This is a genomic window from Nocardia sp. NPDC051030 (genome assembly GCF_040683015.1).
In the GTDB taxonomy this organism is placed as follows: domain Bacteria; phylum Actinomycetota; class Actinomycetes; order Mycobacteriales; family Mycobacteriaceae; genus Nocardia.
Genome location: NZ_JBFBCD010000005.1, coordinates 569,875 through 592,310, shown reverse-complemented (window position 1 = coordinate 592,310; position 22,436 = coordinate 569,875). Strand labels below are relative to the sequence as shown.

20 protein-coding genes are annotated in these 22,436 nt (G+C 66.6%); 11 read left to right on the top strand and 9 right to left on the bottom strand.

All coding sequences use genetic code 11. The features are described from left to right. Positions 1 to 62: 62 nt before the first annotated feature. Genes AB0N05_RS20365 through AB0N05_RS20355 form a run of 3 tightly spaced genes read left to right on the top strand, consistent with a single transcriptional unit; the run spans position 63 to position 4,046 of the window. Positions 63 to 1,682 (top strand): ABC transporter family substrate-binding protein, encoded by a 1,620-nt coding sequence (locus tag AB0N05_RS20365; RefSeq protein WP_364696544.1) that lies wholly within the window; start codon positions 63 to 65, stop codon positions 1,680 to 1,682. Between the two features lie 19 nt (positions 1,683 to 1,701). Next, positions 1,702 to 3,369 carry an ABC transporter family substrate-binding protein gene (locus AB0N05_RS20360; protein ID WP_364696129.1) on the top strand — a complete coding sequence of 556 codons (1,668 nt, stop codon included), beginning with the start codon at positions 1,702 to 1,704 and terminating at the stop codon, positions 3,367 to 3,369. After that, positions 3,366 to 4,046, top strand: a complete 681-nt coding sequence (locus AB0N05_RS20355; RefSeq protein ID WP_364696126.1) for a hypothetical protein — start codon at positions 3,366 to 3,368, stop codon at positions 4,044 to 4,046. Before AB0N05_RS20360 ends, AB0N05_RS20355 begins: the two co-directional genes overlap by 4 nt. Before the next feature lie 133 nt (positions 4,047 to 4,179). On the opposite strand, the gene AB0N05_RS20350 is transcribed toward AB0N05_RS20355, so the two are convergent. Further along, positions 4,180 to 4,920: a lysophospholipid acyltransferase family protein gene (locus AB0N05_RS20350; protein WP_364696124.1), complete on the bottom strand. Its 741-nt coding sequence runs from the start codon at positions 4,918 to 4,920 to the stop codon at positions 4,180 to 4,182. A gap of 111 nt (positions 4,921 to 5,031) precedes the next feature. On the opposite strand from AB0N05_RS20350, the gene AB0N05_RS20345 reads away from it, so the two are divergent. Together AB0N05_RS20345 and AB0N05_RS20340 are read left to right on the top strand one after the other, a co-directional pair. Beyond that, positions 5,032 to 5,847, top strand: coding sequence for a hypothetical protein (locus AB0N05_RS20345; protein WP_364696122.1), 816 nt, complete (start codon positions 5,032 to 5,034; stop codon positions 5,845 to 5,847). Positions 5,848 to 5,892: 45 nt separating this feature from the next. Next, positions 5,893 to 7,434 carry a Rieske 2Fe-2S domain-containing protein gene (locus AB0N05_RS20340; RefSeq protein WP_364696120.1) on the top strand — a complete coding sequence of 514 codons (1,542 nt, stop codon included), beginning with the start codon at positions 5,893 to 5,895 and terminating at the stop codon, positions 7,432 to 7,434. A 54-nt stretch (positions 7,435 to 7,488) separates the two neighbouring features. Here AB0N05_RS20340 and AB0N05_RS20335 read toward each other — a convergent pair whose 3' ends face one another. The 6 genes from AB0N05_RS20335 to serS form a co-directional block, all read right to left on the bottom strand. Further along, positions 7,489 to 7,824, bottom strand: coding sequence for a calmodulin (locus tag AB0N05_RS20335; protein WP_364696118.1), 336 nt, complete (start codon positions 7,822 to 7,824; stop codon positions 7,489 to 7,491). 152 nt (positions 7,825 to 7,976) lie between these two features. After that, positions 7,977 to 9,005 (bottom strand): MauE/DoxX family redox-associated membrane protein, encoded by a 1,029-nt coding sequence (locus tag AB0N05_RS20330; RefSeq protein ID WP_364696116.1) that lies wholly within the window; start codon positions 9,003 to 9,005, stop codon positions 7,977 to 7,979. Positions 9,006 to 9,070: 65 nt separating this feature from the next. Continuing rightward, the gene (locus tag AB0N05_RS20325; protein ID WP_364696541.1) at positions 9,071 to 10,045 is read right to left on the bottom strand and encodes a DMT family transporter; all 975 of its coding nucleotides are present in this window, start codon (positions 10,043 to 10,045) and stop codon (positions 9,071 to 9,073) included. Between the two features lie 29 nt (positions 10,046 to 10,074). Further along, positions 10,075 to 11,340, bottom strand: a complete 1,266-nt coding sequence (locus AB0N05_RS20320) for an MFS transporter (RefSeq protein WP_364696538.1) — start codon at positions 11,338 to 11,340, stop codon at positions 10,075 to 10,077. 91 nt (positions 11,341 to 11,431) lie between these two features. Then, entirely contained in the window at positions 11,432 to 13,318 is a 1,887-nt protein-coding gene (locus AB0N05_RS20315) for a bifunctional diguanylate cyclase/phosphodiesterase (protein WP_364696113.1), read from the bottom strand. Between the two features lie 85 nt (positions 13,319 to 13,403). After that, positions 13,404 to 14,663 (bottom strand): serine--tRNA ligase, encoded by a 1,260-nt coding sequence (gene serS, locus AB0N05_RS20310; RefSeq protein WP_364696110.1) that lies wholly within the window; start codon positions 14,661 to 14,663, stop codon positions 13,404 to 13,406. A 330-nt stretch (positions 14,664 to 14,993) separates the two neighbouring features. Between serS and AB0N05_RS20305 the strand changes: the two genes are divergently transcribed. From AB0N05_RS20305 to AB0N05_RS20280, 6 genes are all read left to right on the top strand, one after another. After that, entirely contained in the window at positions 14,994 to 16,583 is a 1,590-nt protein-coding gene (locus AB0N05_RS20305) for a GMC family oxidoreductase N-terminal domain-containing protein (RefSeq protein ID WP_364696107.1), read from the top strand. A 48-nt stretch (positions 16,584 to 16,631) separates the two neighbouring features. Beyond that, entirely contained in the window at positions 16,632 to 17,753 is a 1,122-nt protein-coding gene (locus AB0N05_RS20300) for a septum formation family protein (protein ID WP_364696104.1), read from the top strand. Between the two features lie 2 nt (positions 17,754 to 17,755). Continuing rightward, on the top strand, positions 17,756 to 18,109 hold the full coding sequence (locus AB0N05_RS20295; protein WP_364696101.1) for a metallopeptidase family protein: 354 nt from the start codon (positions 17,756 to 17,758) through the stop codon (positions 18,107 to 18,109). A gap of 115 nt (positions 18,110 to 18,224) precedes the next feature. Further along, on the top strand, positions 18,225 to 18,536 hold the full coding sequence (locus tag AB0N05_RS20290; RefSeq protein ID WP_364696097.1) for a PE family protein: 312 nt from the start codon (positions 18,225 to 18,227) through the stop codon (positions 18,534 to 18,536). 14 nt (positions 18,537 to 18,550) lie between these two features. Further along, positions 18,551 to 19,732, top strand: coding sequence for a PPE domain-containing protein (locus AB0N05_RS20285; protein WP_364696094.1), 1,182 nt, complete (start codon positions 18,551 to 18,553; stop codon positions 19,730 to 19,732). Beyond that, a complete protein-coding gene (locus tag AB0N05_RS20280) occupies positions 19,729 to 20,553 on the top strand; it encodes an ESX secretion-associated protein EspG (RefSeq protein WP_364696091.1) in 825 nt (274 codons plus the stop codon). The genes AB0N05_RS20285 and AB0N05_RS20280 overlap by 4 nt, the downstream gene beginning before the upstream one ends. Before the next feature lie 155 nt (positions 20,554 to 20,708). Here AB0N05_RS20280 and AB0N05_RS20275 read toward each other — a convergent pair whose 3' ends face one another. After that, on the bottom strand, positions 20,709 to 21,371 hold the full coding sequence (locus AB0N05_RS20275) for a histidine phosphatase family protein (RefSeq protein ID WP_364696088.1): 663 nt from the start codon (positions 21,369 to 21,371) through the stop codon (positions 20,709 to 20,711). Further along, entirely contained in the window at positions 21,368 to 22,288 is a 921-nt protein-coding gene (pheA, locus tag AB0N05_RS20270) for a prephenate dehydratase (protein ID WP_364696085.1), read from the bottom strand. The genes AB0N05_RS20275 and pheA overlap by 4 nt, the downstream gene beginning before the upstream one ends. Between the last annotated feature and the right edge of the window lie 148 nt (positions 22,289 to 22,436).

The following is a 22,436-nucleotide window of genomic DNA, read 5'->3' as shown; positions in this document are numbered from 1 at the left end:
GTCGACACAGTGGGCCGGTGCGCACCGGAGTATGGTGCGCCGCACTGGCATTGACCGCGGGGATGACTCTCACCGGGTGTGGCAGCGGCACCGAGGACGCCACCGGCTCCGCGACGATCGGCGTCACCGCTGATATCAATCCGCACCCGCGCGAGGATCTGCGCGACGGCGGCAATCTGCGCCTGGCCTCCACCTCGTTCCCGGCCAACTGGAACACCCTGCAGATCGACGGCAATGACGCCGAGATCGCGGATATCGTGCGGCCCATGATGCCGCGCGCGTTCGACACCGACGCGTCCGGAAATCTCACCGTCAATCACGACTACTTCACCGATGTGCAGCTGACCAGCACCGATCCGCAGGTCGTCACCTACACCATCAACCCGAAGGCGGTCTGGTCCGACGGCAGCCCGATCACCTGGGAGGACATCGCCTCCGAGGCGAATGCGCTGAGCGGCAAGAACAAGGACTACCTGATCGCCATCAGCAATGGCTTCGACCGAATGGCGAAGGTCGAACGCGGCGTCGACGACCGGCAGGCCGTCATCACCTTCGACAAGCACTTCGCCGAGTGGCGCGGCCAATTCGCGGGCAATGCCACGCTGTACCCGAAATCGGCCACCAAGGACCCGGATACCTTCAACAAGGCGCAGGCCGACGCCATCGGCCTGACGGCCGGGCCGTTCGTGATCCAGTCCACCGACAAGACTCAGGGCCGAATCGTCATGGCCCGCAACCCGAAATGGTGGGGCAATACCCCCAAGCTCGACACCATCACGGTCAGCGTGCTGGACCGCGCCTCCTGGACCGCCGCCGTGCAGAACAAGGAACTCGACGCCGCACTGCTGTCCACCATCGTCGATGTGCAGAACATTCGCAGCACCCCCGGCGCGACGATCCGGCAGGCCCCCGGCAATCGGTGGCGGCACCTCACCTTCAATGGCGCACCCGGCTCGATCCTCGCCGATCCCGCACTGCGCGTGGCGATCTCGAAGGCCATCGACCGCACGCGTATCGCCCAGACCATTCAGAACGGACTCGTCGCCGACCCGCAGCCGCTGAACAATCACGTCTACCTGCGCGGACAGACCGGCTACCAGGACAATAGCCTCGGCTTCGACCGTGACGCCGCCGCCCGCGAACTGGACGCCATCGGCTGGAAGCTCGAGGGCGACGTGCGGGTCAAGGACGGCAAGCAGCTGATCATTCGCGATGTCATGTACAACGACCCCACCTGGGTGGACATCGCCAAGCTGATCCAGGACGACCTGGCCAGAATCGGCGTCAAACTGACCATCGACACCAAGCCCAGCGCGGGGTATTTCCCCAATGTCATCCAGCCCGGCGACTTCGACGTCTGCCAGTTCACCTTCCAGGGCGACGCCTTCCCGCTGGCCAGCCTCCCGCAGATCTGGGGCTACTACCCCGACAATCTGCAAGCCAACTACGGGCGCATCGGATCGACGGAACTCAATGACCTGATCGACCGGACACTCTCCGAACTCGACCCGGCCAAGACCATCGAACTGGCGAATCAGGTGGACCGGAAGATCTTCGAAGAGGGCCACTCGCTGCCGTTGACCCAGTCCGAGGGCAACTACGGGGTACGGTCCGATCTGGCCAATTACGGCGCGCCCGGGCTGGCCTCCTACGACTACACCTTGATCGGGTTCCTCAAGTAACGAATGAAAGGAGCGGTCCATGCGGACACGTTCGACACTGACACGCCTCGCGATACCCATGGTCGCTCTCGGTCTGATCGTGTCCGGATGCAGCTCGAGTGACGGTGAGGGCGGCACCGCCGACATCGGCACCACCAATGACATCAACCCGCATCCGGTTTCGGACCTGAAGGATGGCGGCAATCTTCGGCTGTCCCTGACCTCGTTCCCGGAATCGTTCAATGCGCTGCACGTGGACGGCAACACCACCGACACCAACGATGTCATCACTCCGCTACTGCCGCAGAACTTCACCAGCAATGCCGCCGGTGAGCTCAGCGTCGATAACGACTACTACACAGACATCAAACTGACGGGTACCAATCCGCAGGTCGTCACCTACACCATCAACCCGAAGGCGGTCTGGTCCGACGGATCCCCCATCACGTGGGAGGACTTCCAGTCGAATTGGCAGGCCCTGAACGGCCGCAATCCCGACTACCAGGTGGCCACCTCCACCGGTTACGACCATGTCGGCAAGGTTGAGCGCGGCGTCGATGACCGGCAGGCCGTCGTCACCTTCGACCAGCCCTACGGCGAATGGCAGGGCCTGTTCGGGCCGCTGTATCCGAAGGCCGCCACCGAATCCGTTCAGGCATTCAATGATTGGGCGCGCACCTCGCTGCCGGTCAGCTCGGGACCGTTCATCATCACCAATCTCGACCGGACGCAGAACCGGATCACGCTGGGCCGCAACCCGAAGTGGTGGGGTGACACTCCGGTGCTCGCCAACATCACCTTCAGCGTGCTGGACAGCAGCTCCTGGCTTCCGGCCATCCAGAACAATGAACTGGATGAGGCGTACATGGCCGGGCTGGAGAACGTCTCCGCGGCCCGCGCCGCCGCGGGCGTGGAGATTCGCCGCGCCTCAGAGCCGTCGAAGAACATCGTGACGTTCAATGGCGCGCCCGGTTCGCTGCTCGAGGACATGAAGCTGCGCCAGGCCATTGCCAAGGCCATCGACCGGCAGACCATCGTCGATTCCAGCCAGCACGGCATCGTCGACAACCCGAAGGTGCTGAACAACCACATCTTCATCGCAGGCCAGAAGGGCTACCAGGACAATGCGTCCGTGGTTGGCTTCGATCCGGACGCCGCCGCCAAGGAACTCGATGCGCTCGGCTGGGTGCTGAAGGGTGACGTGCGGGAAAAGGACGGGCGCAAGCTGGAACTGCGCGATGTCATGTACGACCAGACCGGCTGGGTGGACACGGCCAAGATCATCCAGGCCAACCTGGCCAAGGTCGGCGTCAAACTGACCATCCAGACCGTCCCCGGCACCGGCCTCTTCACCAATGTGGTCAACCCGGGCAACTTCGAACTGGCTCAGTTCGGTCTGTCCGGCGGTGTCCTGCCGCTCGGCGTGCTCCGGCAGACCTACTACTACGACCCGGCCAACTGGCAGGGCAACAAGGCCCGTGTCGGCTCGCCGGAGCTCAATAAGCTGATCGATCAGACACTGGCCGAGCTCGATCCCGACAAGGCCCGTGAACTCGCCAACCAGTGCGACGCGAAGATCTTCGAACAGGTCAATTCACTGCCGCTCAACCAGGCCTCCGGCACCCACGCGGTCCGCAAGGACCTCGCTAACTGGGGCGCGTTCGGCCTGGCCAGCCCCGACTACACGAAGGTCGGCTTCCTCAAGTGACCCTCCGGACGGGCCACCCCCTGGCCTATCCGGTGATCGTGACGATCGGCGCCCTGGCGATTTGCTTCGCCTGGGCGCCGTTCGGCGATTCGGAGCAGGTGGGTTTGATCGGCGCGGTCGCGCTGGTCATCCTGGGGTACAGCGCATTTCGCCTGGCCATCGCCTTGGGGTATCTGCCTTCCGGGATTCCGGGGCAGACCCGCAAGGGTGAGCACGGGCGCGAGGTGGCCGTGCGCCGAGTACGCCAGCAGCATCGACTGGTCAGCCGGTCCTGGCTGGAATTCACCATTGGCGGCCGGACCCGTTGGCTGCCGGTCTATTTCGATCCGGCCTTCGTCGCGCTCACCCAGTCGTCGGCCGAATTGTCCGGTCGTGCAGCGTATATCGATGGGCGGCGCGTCTACCCTTCCGGACGACTCCGGGATAGCGAACCGGTCGGCCGCCTCATCGACAATCCCGCCCGGCCGGACCCGCAGGCCACGGCCATCGCCACCCAGGCCGCATCGCTCGGCCGGAGACTGCTCCTGGACGCGCAATCCGCCATCGTCGCACCCTTCGCCGGTCTGCTCTGGGTGTACGTAGCAGGCGGCGGCCCAACCGCTTTCGGCGGCGCGACGGTCATTGCCGCCGCCGCGGCCACCTGGCTCGCCGCCATTCGCGGCTCCGACCCGAGCTGACGGCCGCACAGCTCCTCGAAAGTTGCAGGGGTTGTCGACAGCTGCATGCGCTGTCGACAGCTGCAGGGCTTATAAAGCCTGCAGCTGTCGAGAAAGCCTGCAAATAGCGGCGTTCGGGGGTGGTGCGCTGCGGCTATTTCGCGCGGCGTGCGGCCTTTTCCGCCGCTTCGGCGGCGTCCATGGCGTTCGCCTCTTCGAGAGTCGGTGCGCTGCCGCCCAATCGGGCCGGGACCCAGTACGCGCCGGGCTCGTGGTGGTAGTCCTTCTGGACGTTCAGCAGCATGCCCTCCATGGTGGAGTGCAGCTGGTCGGTGAGAGCCTGGGCGGGTTCGTAGGGCGCAATGGGGGCACCGACTTCGATGGAGATCGGGGTGTTGGTGCGGCCCAAGCGCTTCGGGAAACCCTTGGTCCAGACACGTTGCGCGCCCCAGATAACAATCGGGATGATCGGGACATTCGCCTCGATTGCCATGCGCGCCGCGCCCGACTTGAATTCCTTCAACTCGAAGCTGCGGCTGATGGTGGCCTCGGGGTAGACGCCCACCAATTCGCCTTGGCGCAGCCGGTTCACGGCCTCGACGTAGGAATCGCCGCCCGCCGACCGGTCCACCGGAATATGCTTGAGCGCCCGCATGACCGGACCGCCGATCGGATTGTCGAACACCTCTTTCTTCGCCATGAAACGGATGTACCGCTTCGGCGTACGCACGGGCAGGCCGGCGTACGTGAAATCCATATAGCCGGTGTGATTGACGGCAATGACCGCCCCACCGGTCGCCGGAATATTGTCGTCGCCAGTGACGGTGAACTTCAGGCCCTGCGCAGCGAACACGGTGCGAGCCAGCCCGATGATCGGGAAGTAGACGGGTTCCACAAGTCCGCTAGCCTAGTCGCTACCCACGCGGCAACCAGTGATCCAGGTAACACCCGATCGGCGGCGGCCGCGTTACGAGCGGCCGCGTGAAGACGAAAGAGGTTCGCAGGAGTGGAAAGCGCCCGAACAGCACTGCGTGAACATCTCCGCAGGGGACTGCTCGGAAGTCTCATAGTGGCCATGGCGTGTCTCGGCGGCGCCTGCGACTCCGCGGTCGGAATCCCGCGCGATGACACCGGCTCGGATGATTCGCCCGGCTCCTCCACCGCGAGCGCGACGACCGCACCCGGCCCGGCGGATGCCGCGACCGTGGCGGTCGGCCGCTGGGCCGCCGACCTGCGCGAGCACGGACTGTCCGGGATGGAGAACCGGTGCTGGACCATCGCACCGAAGCATGTGCGCGCCACCTACGCCGACCCGCAGCCGATCTTCGACGCCCTCGCGCAACCGGGCGTGCACACCGGGGACCTCACCGTGTGGAAGAACGGCCCGGTCGCGGTGGTCGCCCAGGATCGGGACGTGGCCAGCGGATACGCCTGCCCGCAGGTGTATAGCGGCTGGCCCGAGCTCTCCTTCGACGACGCCGACGCGCGCCACACCGTGCGGCGCTACCTGTCCCGGCTGATCGGGAAACCCCTCGACGCGCGCGATACCGAGGCCGAATATCCGCTGGTCTGCTCCGCGGCCGCGGGGAATTGGGATCCGGACGGGACCGGCAAATCGGTGGTGCCGCCGCTGGCGACCAATCCGGGCAGGCAGGTCGCGGTGACCGCGTTCGTGGACCAATCCATCAATTCCGAATGGCCGCGTGGGAGCTACATCACAGTCTCGGTACCGGTCACGACCGGCTCCGGAAAGCAGGTGAAACAGACATTTACCCTGAAGTCGGGCGGCGAGGGTTACTGCATCGGCGACGTCTCGGGCTAGCCAGTACGCTGGGTGGCTGGTAACGGTCAGGGAGGAAGATAGCTCGTGCAGATCACCAGCGTCGGACACGCCGGATTCCACATCCGCACCGCAGCGGGGACGATCCTGTGCGATCCATGGGTCAACCCGGCCTACTTCGGATCGTGGTTCCCGTTCCCCGACAACACCCAGCTGGATTGGGACGAACTCGGCAACTGCGACTTCCTCTACGTTTCGCATCTGCACCGCGATCACTTCGACGCGAAGCACCTCGCCGACAAGGTCAATAAGGACACCACCGTCCTGCTGCCCGACTATCCGGTGCCGGACCTCAAGCGCGAACTCGAGGCGCTGGGCTTCCACAAGTTCGTGGAGACCGAGGATTCGGTCAAGCACACCGTGACCGGTCCGGGCGGCGACCTCGACATCATGATCATCGCGCTGCGCGCACCCGCCGACGGACCCATCGGCGACTCCGGCCTCGTCGTCTCCGACGGGGAAACCGTGTGTTTCAACATGAACGACGCCCGGCCCGTCGACATGGACGTGCTGCACGACGCCTTCGGGCACGTGGACATCCACCTGCTCCAGTACTCCGGAGCCATCTGGTACCCGGCCGTCTACGACATCCCCGCGCGCACCAAGGCCAACTTCGGCAAGCAGAAGCGCCAGCGCGGCATGGACCGGGCCCGCGCCTACATCGAACAGGTCGGCGCCACCTGGGTCGTGCCGTCCGCCGGGCCGCCCGTCTTCCTCGACGACGAACTGCGCTACCTCAATGACGATCGCGGTGAGGAAGGCAATATCTTCCCCGACCAGATCACCTTCCTGGACCAGATGGAGATCCACGGCAATGCCGGTGGACTGCTGATGATTCCGGGATCCACCGCCGAACTGCGCGGCAAGGAACTCTCCTCCATCACGCACCCCGTGGTGCCGGACAGCATCTACGGCGACAAGGCCGCCTACATCGAGGACATGGCCCAGCGCATGGCCCCGGTGCTGGCCGCCGAAAAGGCTTCCTGGGCAAACGAAGACACCGGTCCGCTGCTGCCGCAGTTGAAGGAACTCTTCGAACCGATCATGGCGCAGAGCGACCTCATCTGCGACGGCATCGGCTACCCGGTCAGCCTGGTCATGGGCGACGAGACCGTGGTGCTCGACTTCCCCAAACGCGCCGTCCGCGCGCCCATCGAGGGAGAAGGCAAGCACCGCTACGGCTTCCGCATCGACCCGGTGCTGGTCCGCACCGTGCTGCGCGATAACGAACCCGACTGGGTGAACACCATCTTCCTGTCCACCCGATTCACCACCTGGCGGGTCGGCGGCTACAACGAATTCCTCTACACCTTCTTCAAATGCCTCACCGACGAGCGCATCGCCTACGCCGACGGCTGGTTCAACGAAGCGCATGACGATTCCGCCTCCACCGAACTCGACGGCTGGGAAATCCAGCGCCGCTGCCCGCACCTCAAGGCGGATCTGTCGAAATTCGGCGTGGTGGAAGGCAATACCCTCACCTGTAACCTGCACGGGTGGCAGTGGGATCTGGAATCTGGGCGCTGCAAGACGTCCAAGGGACACGAGCTGCGGTCTGCCAAGCTCTGACACACGACTCCGGTCGGTGCCGTCGCACCGACCGGAGAATGCCGCCGCTATCCGCTATTTGATTTCCCGGGTCATGCGCGACGACCACGGACACCAGAAGCAGCCGGGCAGGAAAGCGCCGCATGCCTCGTCGAGGTGATCCTCGGTGTATTCGATGCTCGCGTCGCACACCTCGATGGCGTAGGTGAAGAAGCTGATGGTGTCGGGGTCGAGGTGGAAGTTCCATCCCGGGTTGTAGTCGGTCTGGACCTTCCTGATCCGGCCCATGACATGCGTCGACATTGTTTCCTCGCCGGATAGGATCCGGCGCGCCTCCGCGACGCGCTGCTCGTTGGTCAGCCGAATAACGAATTCCTTGCCGGAGTAATCGGTGAATGCGAAGTCCGCCATGATAATCCTCGCTCGATGCGTTCGGATGGATGGAGTCCTGCCACTCGATGGTAAGGCTCACAAACCAGGCAAATTGTCGAATTCGCTTGTGTGACAATGTATTTAGAGAACCGACCCGTTTCCTCCGACGCAAACGGCGGACGCAAGATCCACTATCGGCGATCCGGAACCTGTTGCCCGTTTTGCCGCGAATCCGCCCGTAATCCAGCCTGTTTTGCCTGGACGACCAGATCCCGGACCGCCATCGCGCCCCGCGCCACCGGAGCGGCCACCCGCCCCTGCGCATCGATCAACACCCCAGACGGCGTACCCCGCACCCGGAACCGCAGCGCCGCCTCGTTCCCCTGCTGCACCAGCACCGGAATATCACCCACCCCTTGCTCCAGACCCCATTCGGCGTGCTCGGCCACCTCGCCGTTCCCCACGAACGCAATGCTCAGCACCTCCGCCGTGCGGGCATGCCAGCGCGGCAACTCGCGGGCGAGCGCCGCGCACATCTCACAATGCGTGTGCACGAACACCAGCAGCAGCTGACGGCCCGCGGCCAGCTCCTCCCGATTCGTCTTTCCCCCAGCCACATTCAGCAATTCGAACTCCGGCGCGACCGCCCCCACCGGCAGTCCCTCACCACCCAGCGTCGACAGGACCTGCTCATCCAAGCGGCGGCGCAATACCAGCACCACCCCGCCCAGCCAGGCCAGCACCGCCACCAGAGCAGCGACCACCGTCATACCCACCGCATGATCGACCGGCAGCCCACCCGGAACCTCCGGCCGGACAAGCACTCCCGCAATGGTCACCAACCCCACCGCCAGCAGCACCCCGTTGCGCACCACCGTCCGCGTACCGATCGGCGCGGCACTCGCCGCCCCGAAACACGAACACACCGGCCGCTTACCCAACCTCAACAGCCGCACCACCGCCGCCGTGAAACCCGCCAGCAGCAGCACCGCCAGCACCGACGCCGCGAGCGCCGTCCACGGCGGCAGCATTCCGATCGCCGCACCCGCCTCCACCACCGGTAGGCCCCAGGCCACGGCGGGCACCCATCGCAGGGGAACCCCGAACTCCCCCACCGCCTTCCGCGTCCCCGGCAGGTCAGCGAACTTCCCCCACGCCGACAGCCCGAACACGACCGCCAACCCCAACCGCGCCACCCACACCCCGTAGTCGATAGCCATGATTCGCACCATGACACATCTCGGTGTGCCTCGAATCATGAATCCCTGGACCAGTTTTCAAACCATCAGGGCGATTCGGTCACCAGCGTGCGCGGCGATCGAGCCGCCAATGCCACCGCCACGAACGTCAGCACACAACCGGCCACCGCCGCCATCGACAACACGGCCCCGGTCGGAGCCACCACATCCAGCACCAGCGACGCCAGCAGCTGCCCCGCCACCGAACTCAGCCCGAGCAGCAGCACCCCGATCCACCGCACCACCAGCACCGCCAGCGCAATGAACACCACCCCGATCGCACCACCGAGGTAAAGCCAAGGCTCCGAAGGAAACTCGGTCGGCAACCCGGTCCGCGCCCGCAAGAGCGCCTCCACCACCAGCAGCCCGGCCAGCCCGGTCACGAAATTCCCCAACGTCGCCGACAAGGGCCCGCCGACCGCTCCGACCCGGCCATTCACCGCCTGCTGCCAGGCGACCCCCACCCCCGCCAGCACCGGCAGCACGATCAAGACTCCCACCGGTGCCGACCGGAAAACCTCCGGCGCGGACAGTGATTCACTCACCCCGCTATGCCGCCCCACCGCCGCCAGCAGCACCGCCACCAATGCCACCCCCGCACCCCCGATCCGCCACCGGGTCACCGGCGTCCGCCCACCCGGCCCCAGCCCCAGCCGATCCACCACCAGACTGCTCACCAACTGCCCCGCCACCACCGACACCGTGAACGCCGTAACCCCGATGGCCGCCACCGTCAGCCCCTGACAGGCGACGAACACCGCCCCGCACAACCCGCCCAGCAGCTGCCACCACCGCAAGGTCCCCTCGGCCACCGCCGCCCGAATCCGCCGCACCCCCGCACGCAATCGCCCACTCCCCAAGAACACCAGCCCGACCAGCACCAACCCGGTCCCGAAACTCACCACCGCGGCCCCCACCCCATCATGCAGCCGCTCCCCCAACGCCCCATTCACCCGCGCCTGCACCGCCACCCCCGCGCCGATACAACCCCCCAACACCAACCCCACCTGCCGCCGCACCATCACCCCCCGATTCTCCCCACCCATCACTCTCACTTGCGCACGGGTTCGGAGAGCACGCGGGACGGCAGCCACGCGGGGATCAGGACCGCGGTGGCGAGCAGCGGGACGCCGAGCAGCGCCACCACGGTCGGGATGGGGAGCCAGAGCGAAACCACGGCCACGAAGGCGAAGACCGCCAGGGCGATCACCTCCGAGACGAAGCCGGAGACCGAGGTGACCGTGGCTCGTGCCGGACCGGCAATGGCGTCCTGGAGACGGGCGGAGGCGATCACATCCGCGTTGTAGTCGATGCCGTAGGCGATACCGATGGCCGAGAAGCCCACGGCCGTCAGCAGATACATGGATTGCGGATGAGTGGCGGACATTCCGGCCAGCAGGGCACCGCCGATGAAGAGCAGACCGCCCACACCCAGTGCGAGGGCCATGGTGCGGGCGCGAATGGACTCGGTGCGCCCGGCCAGGGTCGCACCCGCCAGCGCGCCCGCCACCGTCACGCCCACCAGCACGGCCGTGACCGGCGGGGAGACACCGGCATCGTCCGCCAGCAGGGCGAAGTACTCGTCGAAGGCGGTAATGCCGTTCAACAGCGCGACCAGCACCACGCCACGACGGATCACCCTTACGCGCAATGCTTCCCGTAATCCCACCCGCAGCATGTCGCCATAGCGCGCGAGCAGCCGAGCGGATTCGCCTGTGGGCGTGAAGATTTCCGGATCACCGGATCCGGTCTCCTGGGCATCGGCCTCGAGATCCTCCGCATCCTCGAGCTCCTCGACATCGCTCGAGGACACCCGCTTCGGAGCGCTGGGCAAGGCCATCGCCGCCAAGGTGTGAACCACGGCAATGGCGACACTCGACCAGCCGATCAGCGAGTAGCCGCCCCAGGCATACAGCGGGGCTGCCGCCAAAATGCCGAGCAAGGCAGCGGATTCGGCCGCGGCACGGGTGTATCCCATGACACGCGAATAGGCGGCGGTGGCATTGCGCTCGGCGAGATCGTCATAGAGCAAAGCCTCGAAGGTGCCCGAGCGCAATGAGCTCGAGGTGCCCCACAGCACGAAACCCACGGCGAAGCCGAGGAAGGTAGGGAACACCGTCCAGACGGCGAAGCCCGCGGCAAGCAGGATCGCGGAGAGGATCAGCAGGCCGCGCCGAGAGACCGTGTCGGCCCACGCGCCGCTGGGGATCTCCAGCACGAATGCGGTGGCGGACCAGATCCCGAGAAGTACGGAGATCTGACTGGTGTTCAGGCCGTGCGCGGCGAAGAGCAGCGCGTACAGGGCGTAGAACGGGATCAGATCAGCTGTCAGGGCGAACAGAACAGCGCGCGCGGTGAGACCACGCAGGGCGGTGAATCAACAGGCGTAGACGACCAAGCGCATGAGGTCAGCTTGGCGCGCTGCCGGAGCCTCCGTCAAGGGGGTTATCGATGGGGATCCAGCCATTGGTGTTGAGCTCGCCGTCACCGTGCTGATGGTCCGGGCCGAGCGCCGCACCGACCAGGCCGTGACGCTCATTGAGGTCATTGATCAGCTCGGACACCGGGTGCGAATCGCTGTAGTGGTAGCCCTGCGCGAGCGCGAAACCGAGCTCGGTGAGGACCGCGGCCTGGTATTCGGTCTCCACGCCCTCGGCGATCACCTGAAGATCCAGGGACTTGCTCAGCGCCGCAATGACTCCCAGCAGCGGGGGCGCCGGGGAATCGGAGCGGATGGCCGCCACGAAGGACTGATCCACCTTCAGAATGTCGCTGGGCAGGGTGGCCAAGCGGCTCAGCGAGGAGTAGCCGGTGCCGAAATCGTCGATGGCAATGCGGACGCCGCGCTCGCGCAGCTTGTGCAGGTTCGCGATGGCGGTATCGGATTCGGCGGCCAGTTCGCTCTCGGTGACTTCCAGGACCAGCTGCTCGGCGGGCCAGCCGGTATCGGCGAGGATGCCGGAAACCCGGTCGGCATACTCGGTTTCGGCCAGTTCCAGACCGCTCACATTCACGTTCAACGTCAAGTCGAGCTGCGCGAAGGTCTCCTGCAGGCGGGCCGCGTCGGCGCAGGCGCGGCGCAATACCAGCTCGTCCAGATCGGAGATGAGGTCGTATTCCTCGGCGACCCGGATCAGGCCCTCGGTGGTCACATCCGGTTGCGCGTGCGAGGACCAGCGCAGCAGCGCCTCCACCCCGACCGCGCGGGTCGCGCCGTCGGCGAGGCTCACGATCGGCTGATACTGGACATCCAGGGTGCCGCGGTCGATGGCCTCGCGCAGCTCCACCGCCAAGGGCAGCTGCCGCGAGGACTCGAGCACCGTGCGATTGCGGCCCGCCTGCTTGGCGCGGTACAGGCCCACATCGGCGCGCGACACCAGCAACGAACCGGATTCGCCCGGCTGCCAAGACGTCACGCCCGCCGAACAGCCGGTGGTCACCGCCGCGCGCAATTGCTCGGTCAGCAGGATCGCGGCCTGCTCGGTGGTGCCGGGCAGCAGCAGCGCGAACGCGTCACCGCCGTAGCGGGCCAGACGCTGATCCGGCGCAAGCAGTTTCGCCCAGGTATCGCCGACACGTTGCAGCACGGCATCACCGGCACGATGCCCGAGATGGTCATTGATCTTCTGGAAGCGGTCCAGGTCCACCAGCACCAGCGCCAGGCCCTGACCCGAACGCGCCGCCTGCGAGATGGCCGAATTCAAGGCGCGATCGAAACCACGCCGATTCAACAATCCGGTCAGCACATCGATATCGGCATCCGAGGCCATCCGCGTCAAAATGCCGACCACAATGCCGATTCCGACCGTGATACCCGCCGGAATCAGACCCGACCACCACGGCAGACCACGCGAAGGCACCACCCACAAACAGCACACCACCGCGAAAGTCAGATGCGCGGCCAGCCATCGCCAGGAGAAGAAGATCGCCGCATCGGTCGCGACGAACACATAGAACGCCGCCAGACTGATCGCACCGACCGTATTCGGAAACCAGTGCACCGCAATGGTCACCAGCACCGTCGCCGCCGCCACATATCCGTGATGCACCGAATGCGGCACCCGCGGACCCCAGATCAGCAGGCTCACACCAAGTAGCAGCGCCACGAACGCCGCGGCACCCACAAGCGGCCGATTGCCCTCATCACCCGGAGCGACAGCCGTGATCACCAGACCCAGTACGCCACCCATGACGTAGAACGCCCCGGTGGTCCTGGCCATGACCATTGCCGTCGCCAGCGCCGAAGCCGCCCGCACCCGCGTTCGGGTATCGCCGCGAGACCCGATTCCTCGCACGCCTGCCAGCCTAAACGCTGTATTGATTTTTGCCTCCGCTTCGCTCCGGCGGATTCAGACTTCGCACCGAGGCACGAAATTGAGGTCAGCGCGGCTTAAGGACTTCGGTTCCGACGAATGGCACCAGTGCGGCCGGAACTCGCACCGAACCGTCCGCCTGCTGATGGTTCTCCAGCAGCGCGACAATCCAGCGCGTGGTTGCCAGGGTGCCATTCAGCGTGGCCGCGGTTTGCGGCTTGTTGTTCTCGTCCCGGTAGCGCACGTTCAGGCGACGGCCTTGGAAGGTGGTGCAGTTCGAGGTCGAGGTGAGTTCGCGGTAGGTCTGCTGGGTCGGAACCCAGGCCTCGCAGTCGAACTTGCGCGCGGCCGAGGAACCCAGGTCACCGGCGGCCACATCGATCACGCGGTACGGCACCTCGATCGCGGCGAGCATTTCCTGCTCCCAGGCCAGCAGGCGCTGATGCTCGGCATCGGCGTCCTCCGGCTTGGCGTAGACGAACATCTCGACCTTGTCGAACTGGTGCACGCGAATAATGCCGCGGGTGTCCTTGCCGTAGCTGCCCGCCTCGCGGCGGAAGCACGACGACCAGCCCGCATAGCGCTTCGGGCCTTCGCTCAGGTCCAGGATCTCGCCCGAGTGATAACCGGCGAGCGGGACCTCCGAGGTGCCGACCAGGTACAGGTCGTCCTCTTCCAGGTGGTAGACCTCGGCCGAATGCTGACCCAGGAAACCGGTGCCCTGCATGATCTCCGGGCGCACCAGCACCGGCGGGATCATCATGGTGAAGCCATTGGCGGTGGCCTTCTGCGCGGCCAGCTGCAACAGGCCCAGCTGCAGGAGCGCGCCGTAACCGGTGAGGAAGTAGAAGCGCGCGCCCGACACCTTCGCGCCGCGTTCCATATCGATGATGCCCAGCGACTCACCCAGCTCGAGATGATCCTTGGGCTCGAAGTCGAACTCGCGCGGGGTGCCGACGGTGTCGAGCACGATGAAATCGTCCTCGCCGCCCGCGGGCGCACCCTCCTGCACCACATTCGAGATGGCGCGCTGCGCGGCATCCAGGTCCGCGTCCGCGGCATTCTCGGCCGCTTCGGCCTCGGACACCTTCGCCGAGAGTTCCTTGCCCTGCGCCAGCAGGACCGGGCGCTCCTCGGGGGATGCCTTGCCGACCTTCTTGCCGATGGCCTTGTGCTCGGCGCGCAGGCCGTCGGCGTTCGCGACGGCGGCGCGGCGGGCCGCATCCGCCGCGAGCAGGGCGTCCACCAGGGCCGGGTCCTCGCCGCGAGCCCGCTGCGACGCACGGACCACGTCGGGATTCTCCCGCAGGAATCGAAGGTCGATCATGGGTAAACAGCCTAGTCGGCGGGTGCCAATGCTTTTCCCGTAGGTCCGAGCCTGCCCGCACGCTGCGGCAGCGCCGGATCAGACCGCGCGGCCTCACAGTTCCGACTGATTCCCCCGTATCCCTGGTGTCACCGCGCGCCGCCGCCCATAGTGATGGCATGGGCTCGGCCGGTGACGCAACAGCACCTCTCGCCGTGCCCACTCCCGGGCCGCCGATGAGAACGTCTCGGCGCCAAGCATCTTCCGAAACGACAGCCGGCCGCGACGGTTCGCGTGTTCCCGCACCGCCCCGGTCCGCAACTCGCCGTTAGCTCTTACCGAGGAGTCCCCATGCCCCAATACACACCCAGCACAGTCGATTTCATCGTCGTCGGGGCCGGATCATCCGGGGCGGTACTGGCCTCCAGACTCAGCGATCGGGTCGGCACCAGCGTCGCCGTGCTGGAGGCGGGCAGCGAGGACAAAGACAAATTCGTGCACATTCCGGCCGGATTCGCCCAGCTCTTCGAGGGCGTCAATGACTGGAACTACCGCACCGCACCGCAACCGCAGCTGTCCAACCGGCAGGTCTACTGGCCTCGCGGCAAAATGCTCGGCGGCTCCTCCTCCATGAACGCCATGATGTGGGTCCGCGGCTTCGCCTCCGACTACGACGAATGGGGCGTCCACGCCGGACCCGCCTGGTCCTTCGAACAGGTGCTGCCCTACTTCCAGCGCATGGAGACCGTCGAAGGCGCCACCGAACCCGAAGAGGGCACCGACGGCCCGCTGCACATCTCCCACCAGCGCAGCCCGCGACCGCTCACCCGCGACTTCCTCACCGCCGCGCTCGACGCCGGATATCAGGTGGAACGCGCCAATAAGCCGGAGCCGCAAGGGTTCACGCAAACCATGGTCAACCAGAAGCGCGGCGCGCGCTGGAGCACCGCGGACGCCTACCTGCGGCCCGCGCTGCAACGGCGACGCGATCTCACCGTCATCACCGACGCGCACGTGACCCGCGTACTGTTCGACGGCACCCGCGCCGTCGGCGTCGAATACCGGGTCGGCGACGAAATCAAACAGCTGCACGCCAAGCGCGAGGTGATCCTGTCCGGCGGCGCCATCAATACCCCGCAGCTGCTCATGCTGTCCGGCATCGGGCACGGCGACGACCTGCGCGAACTGGGAATCCCGGTGCTGCACCACAATCCGGCCGTGGGCCGCCGCCTGCGCGACCACCTGGCCGCGCCCATCGTCTACCGGACCGGCGGCGGCAGCCTCTACGGCGCGGACAAGAGCATTCCCGAACTCGCCAACTATCTGCTGCGGCGGCGGGGACAGCTCACCTCCAATGTCGGCGAGGCGTACGGATTCGTCCGCAGCCGTGAGGAACTCGCGCTACCGGACCTGGAACTGATCTTCGGACCCGCGCCCTATATCGGCGAGGGCCTCGGCGATCCCGACGGTCACGCCATCACCCTGGCCGCGATCCTGCTGAAGCCGGAATCCACCGGCACCATCACCCTCACCTCCCCCGACCCGTTCACGCCGCCGAAGATCGACCCGCGCTACTGCAGCGAGCCCGCCGACCGCGCCGCCCTGCTGTCCGGGCTGCGGACCTGCGTCAACCTGGCGACTCAGCCCTCATTGAAGGGGCATATCGGCGAGCTCATGCAGCCCGCCATTCCCTCGGACACCCCCATGGAGGAGATCCTGCGGCGCTGCCTCGAGGATCACTCGCACACGCTGTACCACCCGGTCGGCACCTGCCGCATGACCGCCGACGACTCCGGCGTCGTGGATCCGGAACTGCGGGTGCGCGGCGTGGTCGGCCTGCGCATCGCGGACACCTCCGTCATGCCGGTCATCACCCGCGGCCACACCCACGCCCCGGCCGTCCTGATCGGCGAGAAGGCGGCGGATCTGATCCAGCAATAAGGAACACGTCGTGGCGGGGGCGGGTCTGCGCTGCAATGATGGAGCGCGATGAGCGATCAGAGGCGTCCCCGAAAGCAGACCGAGCCGTCGTCCGGCCGTCCCCGGCCCGCGGCCGCCGCGGGTGGCGGTCCGCTGTCCGCGCTGCGCTCCAAGCTCGACAAGGACGGCCCGCTCTCCGCACCGACCCTGCGCTGGGGACTGCTCGCGGTCGCCATCGGCGCGGTGGTCGCCGCGCTCATCACCATGTTCGTTTCCGGATTCGACTCGGGGCGGGTAGAAGCGCACAACCCCGGCGTACAGCCGACCGGCGCGGTGGCGGGCACGGCTTTTGGCACGGCCAAACCGGGCAGCTGCCTGAACTGGACCAAACCCGACGCCTCCGATCTGACGAAGGTCGACTGCTCGGAAAAACACCTGTTCGAGGTGACCGCCGATGTTGACCTCAGTAAGTACCCGGGCAAGGAATTCGGTCCCGGTTCACGACATCCCGACTCGCTGCGATTCATGGAACTGCGCGACGACGTGTGTGTCAGCGCGAGCGAGAACTATCTCACCGGCAGACTCGATCCTCGCGGCAAGTTCGTAGTCGGAGTGATCAACCCCGGCAAGGATGGCTGGAAGTCCGGCGAACGAACGCTGCGCTGCGGCCTCCAGGTCAAGACCAGCACAGGTGATGCCAGCATTCCGTCCACTGGCAGTGTGCGTGATGTCGACCAGTCCAAGGTGTATGAAACAGGCAGCTGCGTCGGTATCAACCGCAGCCTGCCGAGCGATCCGGTGGACTGCACCAAGCCGCACACCTACGAAATGATCTCGACCGTTGATCTCTCCACTCACTTCAACGGCGGCCCGCCGAACAAGGACGATCAAGACCAGTTCATGGCACAGCAGTGCGCCAACGACTCCACTTCCTACCTCGGCTCCCCGGACGCAATCCGCAATAAGACACTCACGGTGTTCTTCGACTATGTCGACGCCCGAAGCTGGCTGACCGGCAGTCGCAGCCTGAACTGCATGATCGGCAAGGGCGCGGACCAGGGCTTTTCTGCCATCACCGGATCCGCACGCGGTGAGATCCTGATCGACGGACAAGCACCCGTGCCGCCGCCCAATAATGGCCGCTCCACCCCGCAGCCGCTGCCGGGTGCCGCACCGGTCGTCCCGCGCTGACAATGTCGGTCCGCATGTCGGACGACCGCTTCGAGGAACTGGTCGGCGATGCCCTCGACCTGGTTCCGCCCGAGCTGGCCAAGGCGATCGACAATGTGGTGGTTCTCATCGAGCCGCGCAGCGAGGAAGACCCGCATCTGCTCGGCCTGTACCACGGCATAGCACTCACCGACCGGGACTTCTCCCACTACGGCGGCGCCCTACCCGACACCATCACCATCTACCGCGAAGCCATCCTCGAGATGTGCCGCAGCGAAGAAGAGGTGGTGGAAGAGGTGGCAATCACAGTGATTCACGAGATTGCCCACTATTTCGGGATTGACGACGACCGCCTTCATCAGCTGGGATGGGGCTAATCCGGATCGCGGGAACCTTTCAGCAACCCGTCGCGTCCAATCTTCATAACGGCGTGATTCTCAGCGACCGGTAACCGGTCGCCACGCGGGGGAATTCTTGGAAGGGAGTTCGATCATGGTTGGCCACGTCCTCGTGCAGCCCGAGGTAGTCCTTGCCGCTGCCCTCGAGCTCGACCTCCTGGCCGAACGCCTCGCGTTCGCCTCCACCTCCACCGCGCCCGCCACCCACGTGCTCCCCTCCGGAGCCGAGGAAGTGTCCTTCCTGGCCGCCGCGCACTTCAATCACGCGGCCCTCAGCCACGATCGAGCAATCGCCCAGGGCGTGCTCGAACTGCATCACGCGGCCGCCACACTGCGCAGCCAGCTCGCCCAGTACCTGATCCAGGACACCGTGCGCGCGGCCGGTATCGCCGCCATTCAGGTGTAGAGGGGAAACACCACATGACGCTGGGAATCACCGGGGTGTTCTGGCTGCCCCGCATGGCCGAAGTCAATTCCGTGACCCTCAATGCGGGCACCCATGCCATCCCGATCTCGGCGGCGGGCACCGCCTGGGGCGCGCTCACCGGCGTCTGGGTCGAGGCCACCGCCACCGTGGCGCGAGTCATGGCCGAGGTCGGCGTCGGCCTCCAGGGTTTGAACGGGCTCAATGTGCTGGCCCGGCTCGGTGGTTTCACCGTCTGGGCCGAACAGCAGGGCGTGCAGTCCGCGATCATGGCCGGTAAGGCCGCCGGGAACGCCATCGCCTACACCGTCGCCTCCATCGCCATGCCGAGCCTGCCCGAGATCGCCGCCGTCGAGGCCGCCCGCGTGGCCGCGCACTCCACCGGCGGTGCGTTGAACGGCACCGCCGAAGCGGCCGAAGCGGCCAAGCTGGCCTTGGACATTCGGGCCGCGCTCGTCATGGAGACCTACGAGGCCGCTACCAGCCTCATGTTCACCGCACCCGGCGAATTCCTGATGCCGCCGCCCATCGCCATGGGCGCGGGCTCCGCCAATGCCGCCGGGGACGCCTTCAGCAATGGCAGCGATCCGGTGCAGGCCGCACTGGCCACCGCGGCATCGCTCGCCAGTAATCCCGCCGTGCTCAGCGCCCTGTCGCAGGCCGCGCAGGTGGCCGGAACCGTGGCCACCACCGGGGCCAGCAGCGTGACCAATGTGGCGGGCAGCGCGATCACCGCGGTCGCCAATGGTTTGACGCAGGCCCCCGCCGCCGGAAACCATGTGCCGGTCATGGCCGAAGCGAGTGTCGCCGCGGTGGGTGCGGGCGGCGCGGGCGTGAGCACGCGGGCCGTCTCGTTCGGCGGGGCGAGCACCGTCAGCATCGGAAACGGCGGCGGCACACTGAAACTCCCGGACGGCTGGGGAGCGGGAGCCGGAATGGGCGGCGGCACAACGACGGTCGCACCGGTCGCCGAACCCGTGAACATCGCACCCAATACCTCGACCGTCGCGCCGACCCGCGCGGCGAGCACAAGCAATCCGCTGCTCGGCGGTCGCGGCGACGGCGATGAGGACGACACCCACAATGGCCACGACTACGGCCGCTCGGTGGAGCATTTCGCCGACGGCCGGGCGATCGCACCCGCCGTGATCGGCAGCGATCCGTCGGACGATCGGTGACCGTACTCGGTGCGGGCCGCGGGCCGTCCCTCTTGCGGGCGGTCACGCTCTCACTCGACGAAATGCAGTATCTCCAAGAGACATTGGAGATCGACGAACTGCCCACGGTGCTGAACGCCATGGGCCGCTACGACAATGCCGACGACCACGACACGGCCATGACCGCGGCCGCCGCGAGCCTCACCGACCGCGACCTGCTCGACGGCGAGACCGTGCACCCCGAACTCGCCGAACGGCTGCGCGTGCTCTACCGCCCGCACTGGGTCCTGGCGCTGCGCTGGTACGTGGCCGGTCAGGTCAACCGCCTCTGCCTCGCCAAGGGTGACGACTTCGAGGTGATCGCGCTGCGCGGCAATGACTCCTACGTCCTCGACGAAGCCGGGCACGATCTCCCCGGCACCGTCATGGCCGCCCTCGGCCCCGCCGATCCCCTCGACATCGACGGAATGAACGCGCCCACCGAGGAATTGGCTCCCATCTTCGACGACGCCGGTGATACGACCACCACGGCCGCCCGCCTGGCCCGCGTCGGCAAACCGCCTCGCGATGCGAAAACCCTTGCCGCGGCGCTGGTTCAGGTGGACTCACACGCCGAGATCGCGGGCGTCGTCTACGGCGACGGCATCCGGGAGACCACCGACAATCACATTGCCGTCTTCAACACCCGCCACGGCCGCCTGCTGGCGACCGCGAGCCGCGCCGAGGACGGCACCCGATGGACCTCGCTCAGCAGCGGCACACCGGCCCGCCTGCGCACGGCCCTACAAGATCTCATCGCCACACTCCCGCTGCGCCGGGAGTTTCCGACCGGCAAGGGCTGAGCCTGAGCCCTGCGGCGGCGGCATCGCTCGTCATCCCGGCATGTTCGTGGCCGGGGTCCACAACGCTCGGGTCGGATTCCGGCCGAAAGCACACCGGAATGATGGGGAGGACCCGACGCGGAATGGCCAGAAGTTCCAGCCAGCCAGCCGGTCGCTCAGCCCATCGGGTCGTCGCCGGTGGGGTCGATATCGCTGGTGAAGGGCGCGGGGTAGCGGCCCCAGCGGGTGCATTCCCAGCCGCCGCCGGCGGTCGGCAGCAACTCGATGGTCTCGGTGTTGTCGAGGTGGTTATTGGCGGCGAAAGCCCTTGGCACATCGGTGAGTTCACGGGAGACCAGGCGCATGGCCGCGCCGTGGCTGACGAGAATGATGTCCGGGACGTCCGGGGTGGTGAGGTACTCGGCGCGTAGGCGCTCCAGGGTGGGGACGTAGCGATCCAGCACCTCGAAACCGGTTTCGCCGCCGGGCACCCGGGCGCTCAGATCGCCGAAATGCCAGGAGTGGTAGATGTCCTGGAAGGCGTGGTGCGCATCGGTGGTGTTGAGGCCCTCCAGATCGCCGAGCTGCACTTCTTGCAGATCCTCGAGGACCTCGAGCGGGACCCCGGTGGCGGCCTCGATGTAGCCGCCGGTCTGTTTGGCGCGCAGGGCCTCGGAGGAGAACAGGCGCTGCGGCGGCGCGACAAGGTTCGCGCCGAACGTCTTCGCCTGTGCCGCACCGCGTTCGGTGAGGGGCAGGCCGGGGAGGCGGGTGTCGAGGATCTTGGCTACATTGCCCTCGGTTTCGCCGTGCCGCACCAGGATGAGTTTGCCTGTCACAGGTCGGCGACCCCCTTCTTCAGATCTTCCAGCCAGGCCGTCGCCGGTGCGTCGTCCGGCGGCGGGGTGCCGGTGGTGGCCGAGACCGCGGGCCAGGAGCCGAGATAGCGGATCCGCCCGGCGGTGCGGTGCAACGCCTTGAGCGTCTCGGCGACCGCGACATCGTCGATATGACCGACACAGTCCAGGTAGAAGCGGTAGGTGCCCATGCCGGTCCGGGTCGGCCGCGATTCGATGCGAGTGAGATCGATACCGCGGGTGGCGAATTCGGCGAACGCCCGCATGAGCGAACCGGGCTCGTTGGCCAGCTCCAGCACGATGGAGGTGCGATCGGTGCCGGTGCGCGGCGGCGCGGGCTGCGGCGGCGCGACCAGTACGAACCGGGTGATCGCCCGATCATGGTCGGCGACACCGGAGGCCAGCACCGAGAGTCCGAGCCGCTCCCCCGCCAGGGCGGTGGAGACCGCGGCATCCGCATGCCCGGCCGCGACATCCTCGGCGGCGGCGGCATTCGAGGCCGAGGTGTACATCTGCGCCTGCGGCAGCCGATTCGCCAGCCACATCCGCACCTGCGCGGCCGCCACCGGATAGGCGGCGATCCGCCGCACCTCGGCGAGCTCGATACCGGGCCGCCCCAGAATCGTGAACGCCACATCCAGATCGGTCTCGGCGATGATCTGCAAGCGCGGCCCGACCGCCAGCGCGTCCAGGGTCGGCGCGATCGATCCCTCCACCGAGCTCTCGATGGGCACCACCGCCCCCTCGACCTCGCCCGCCCGCACCAGCTCGATGGCCGCGCCTTGACTAGGTGCGGGCACACGCTCGACCGGCCCACCGAATATTGCGGTGGACTCCAGTTTGGCGAGGGCCATCTCGGTAAAGGTTCCCGACGGCCCGAAGTAGGCGATACGCGGCACGGCTACGACATTACTTGCGTCGCCCCCGGCACTCCGCGCTTTATCCGACTCCTCAGTAAGTCCCTAACCGGAGTTGCAGGGTTTCTCGACAGTTGCAGGGGTTGTAAGGCCGGCCACAGTGGTGAAACCCAGCAACAGACAGGTGAGC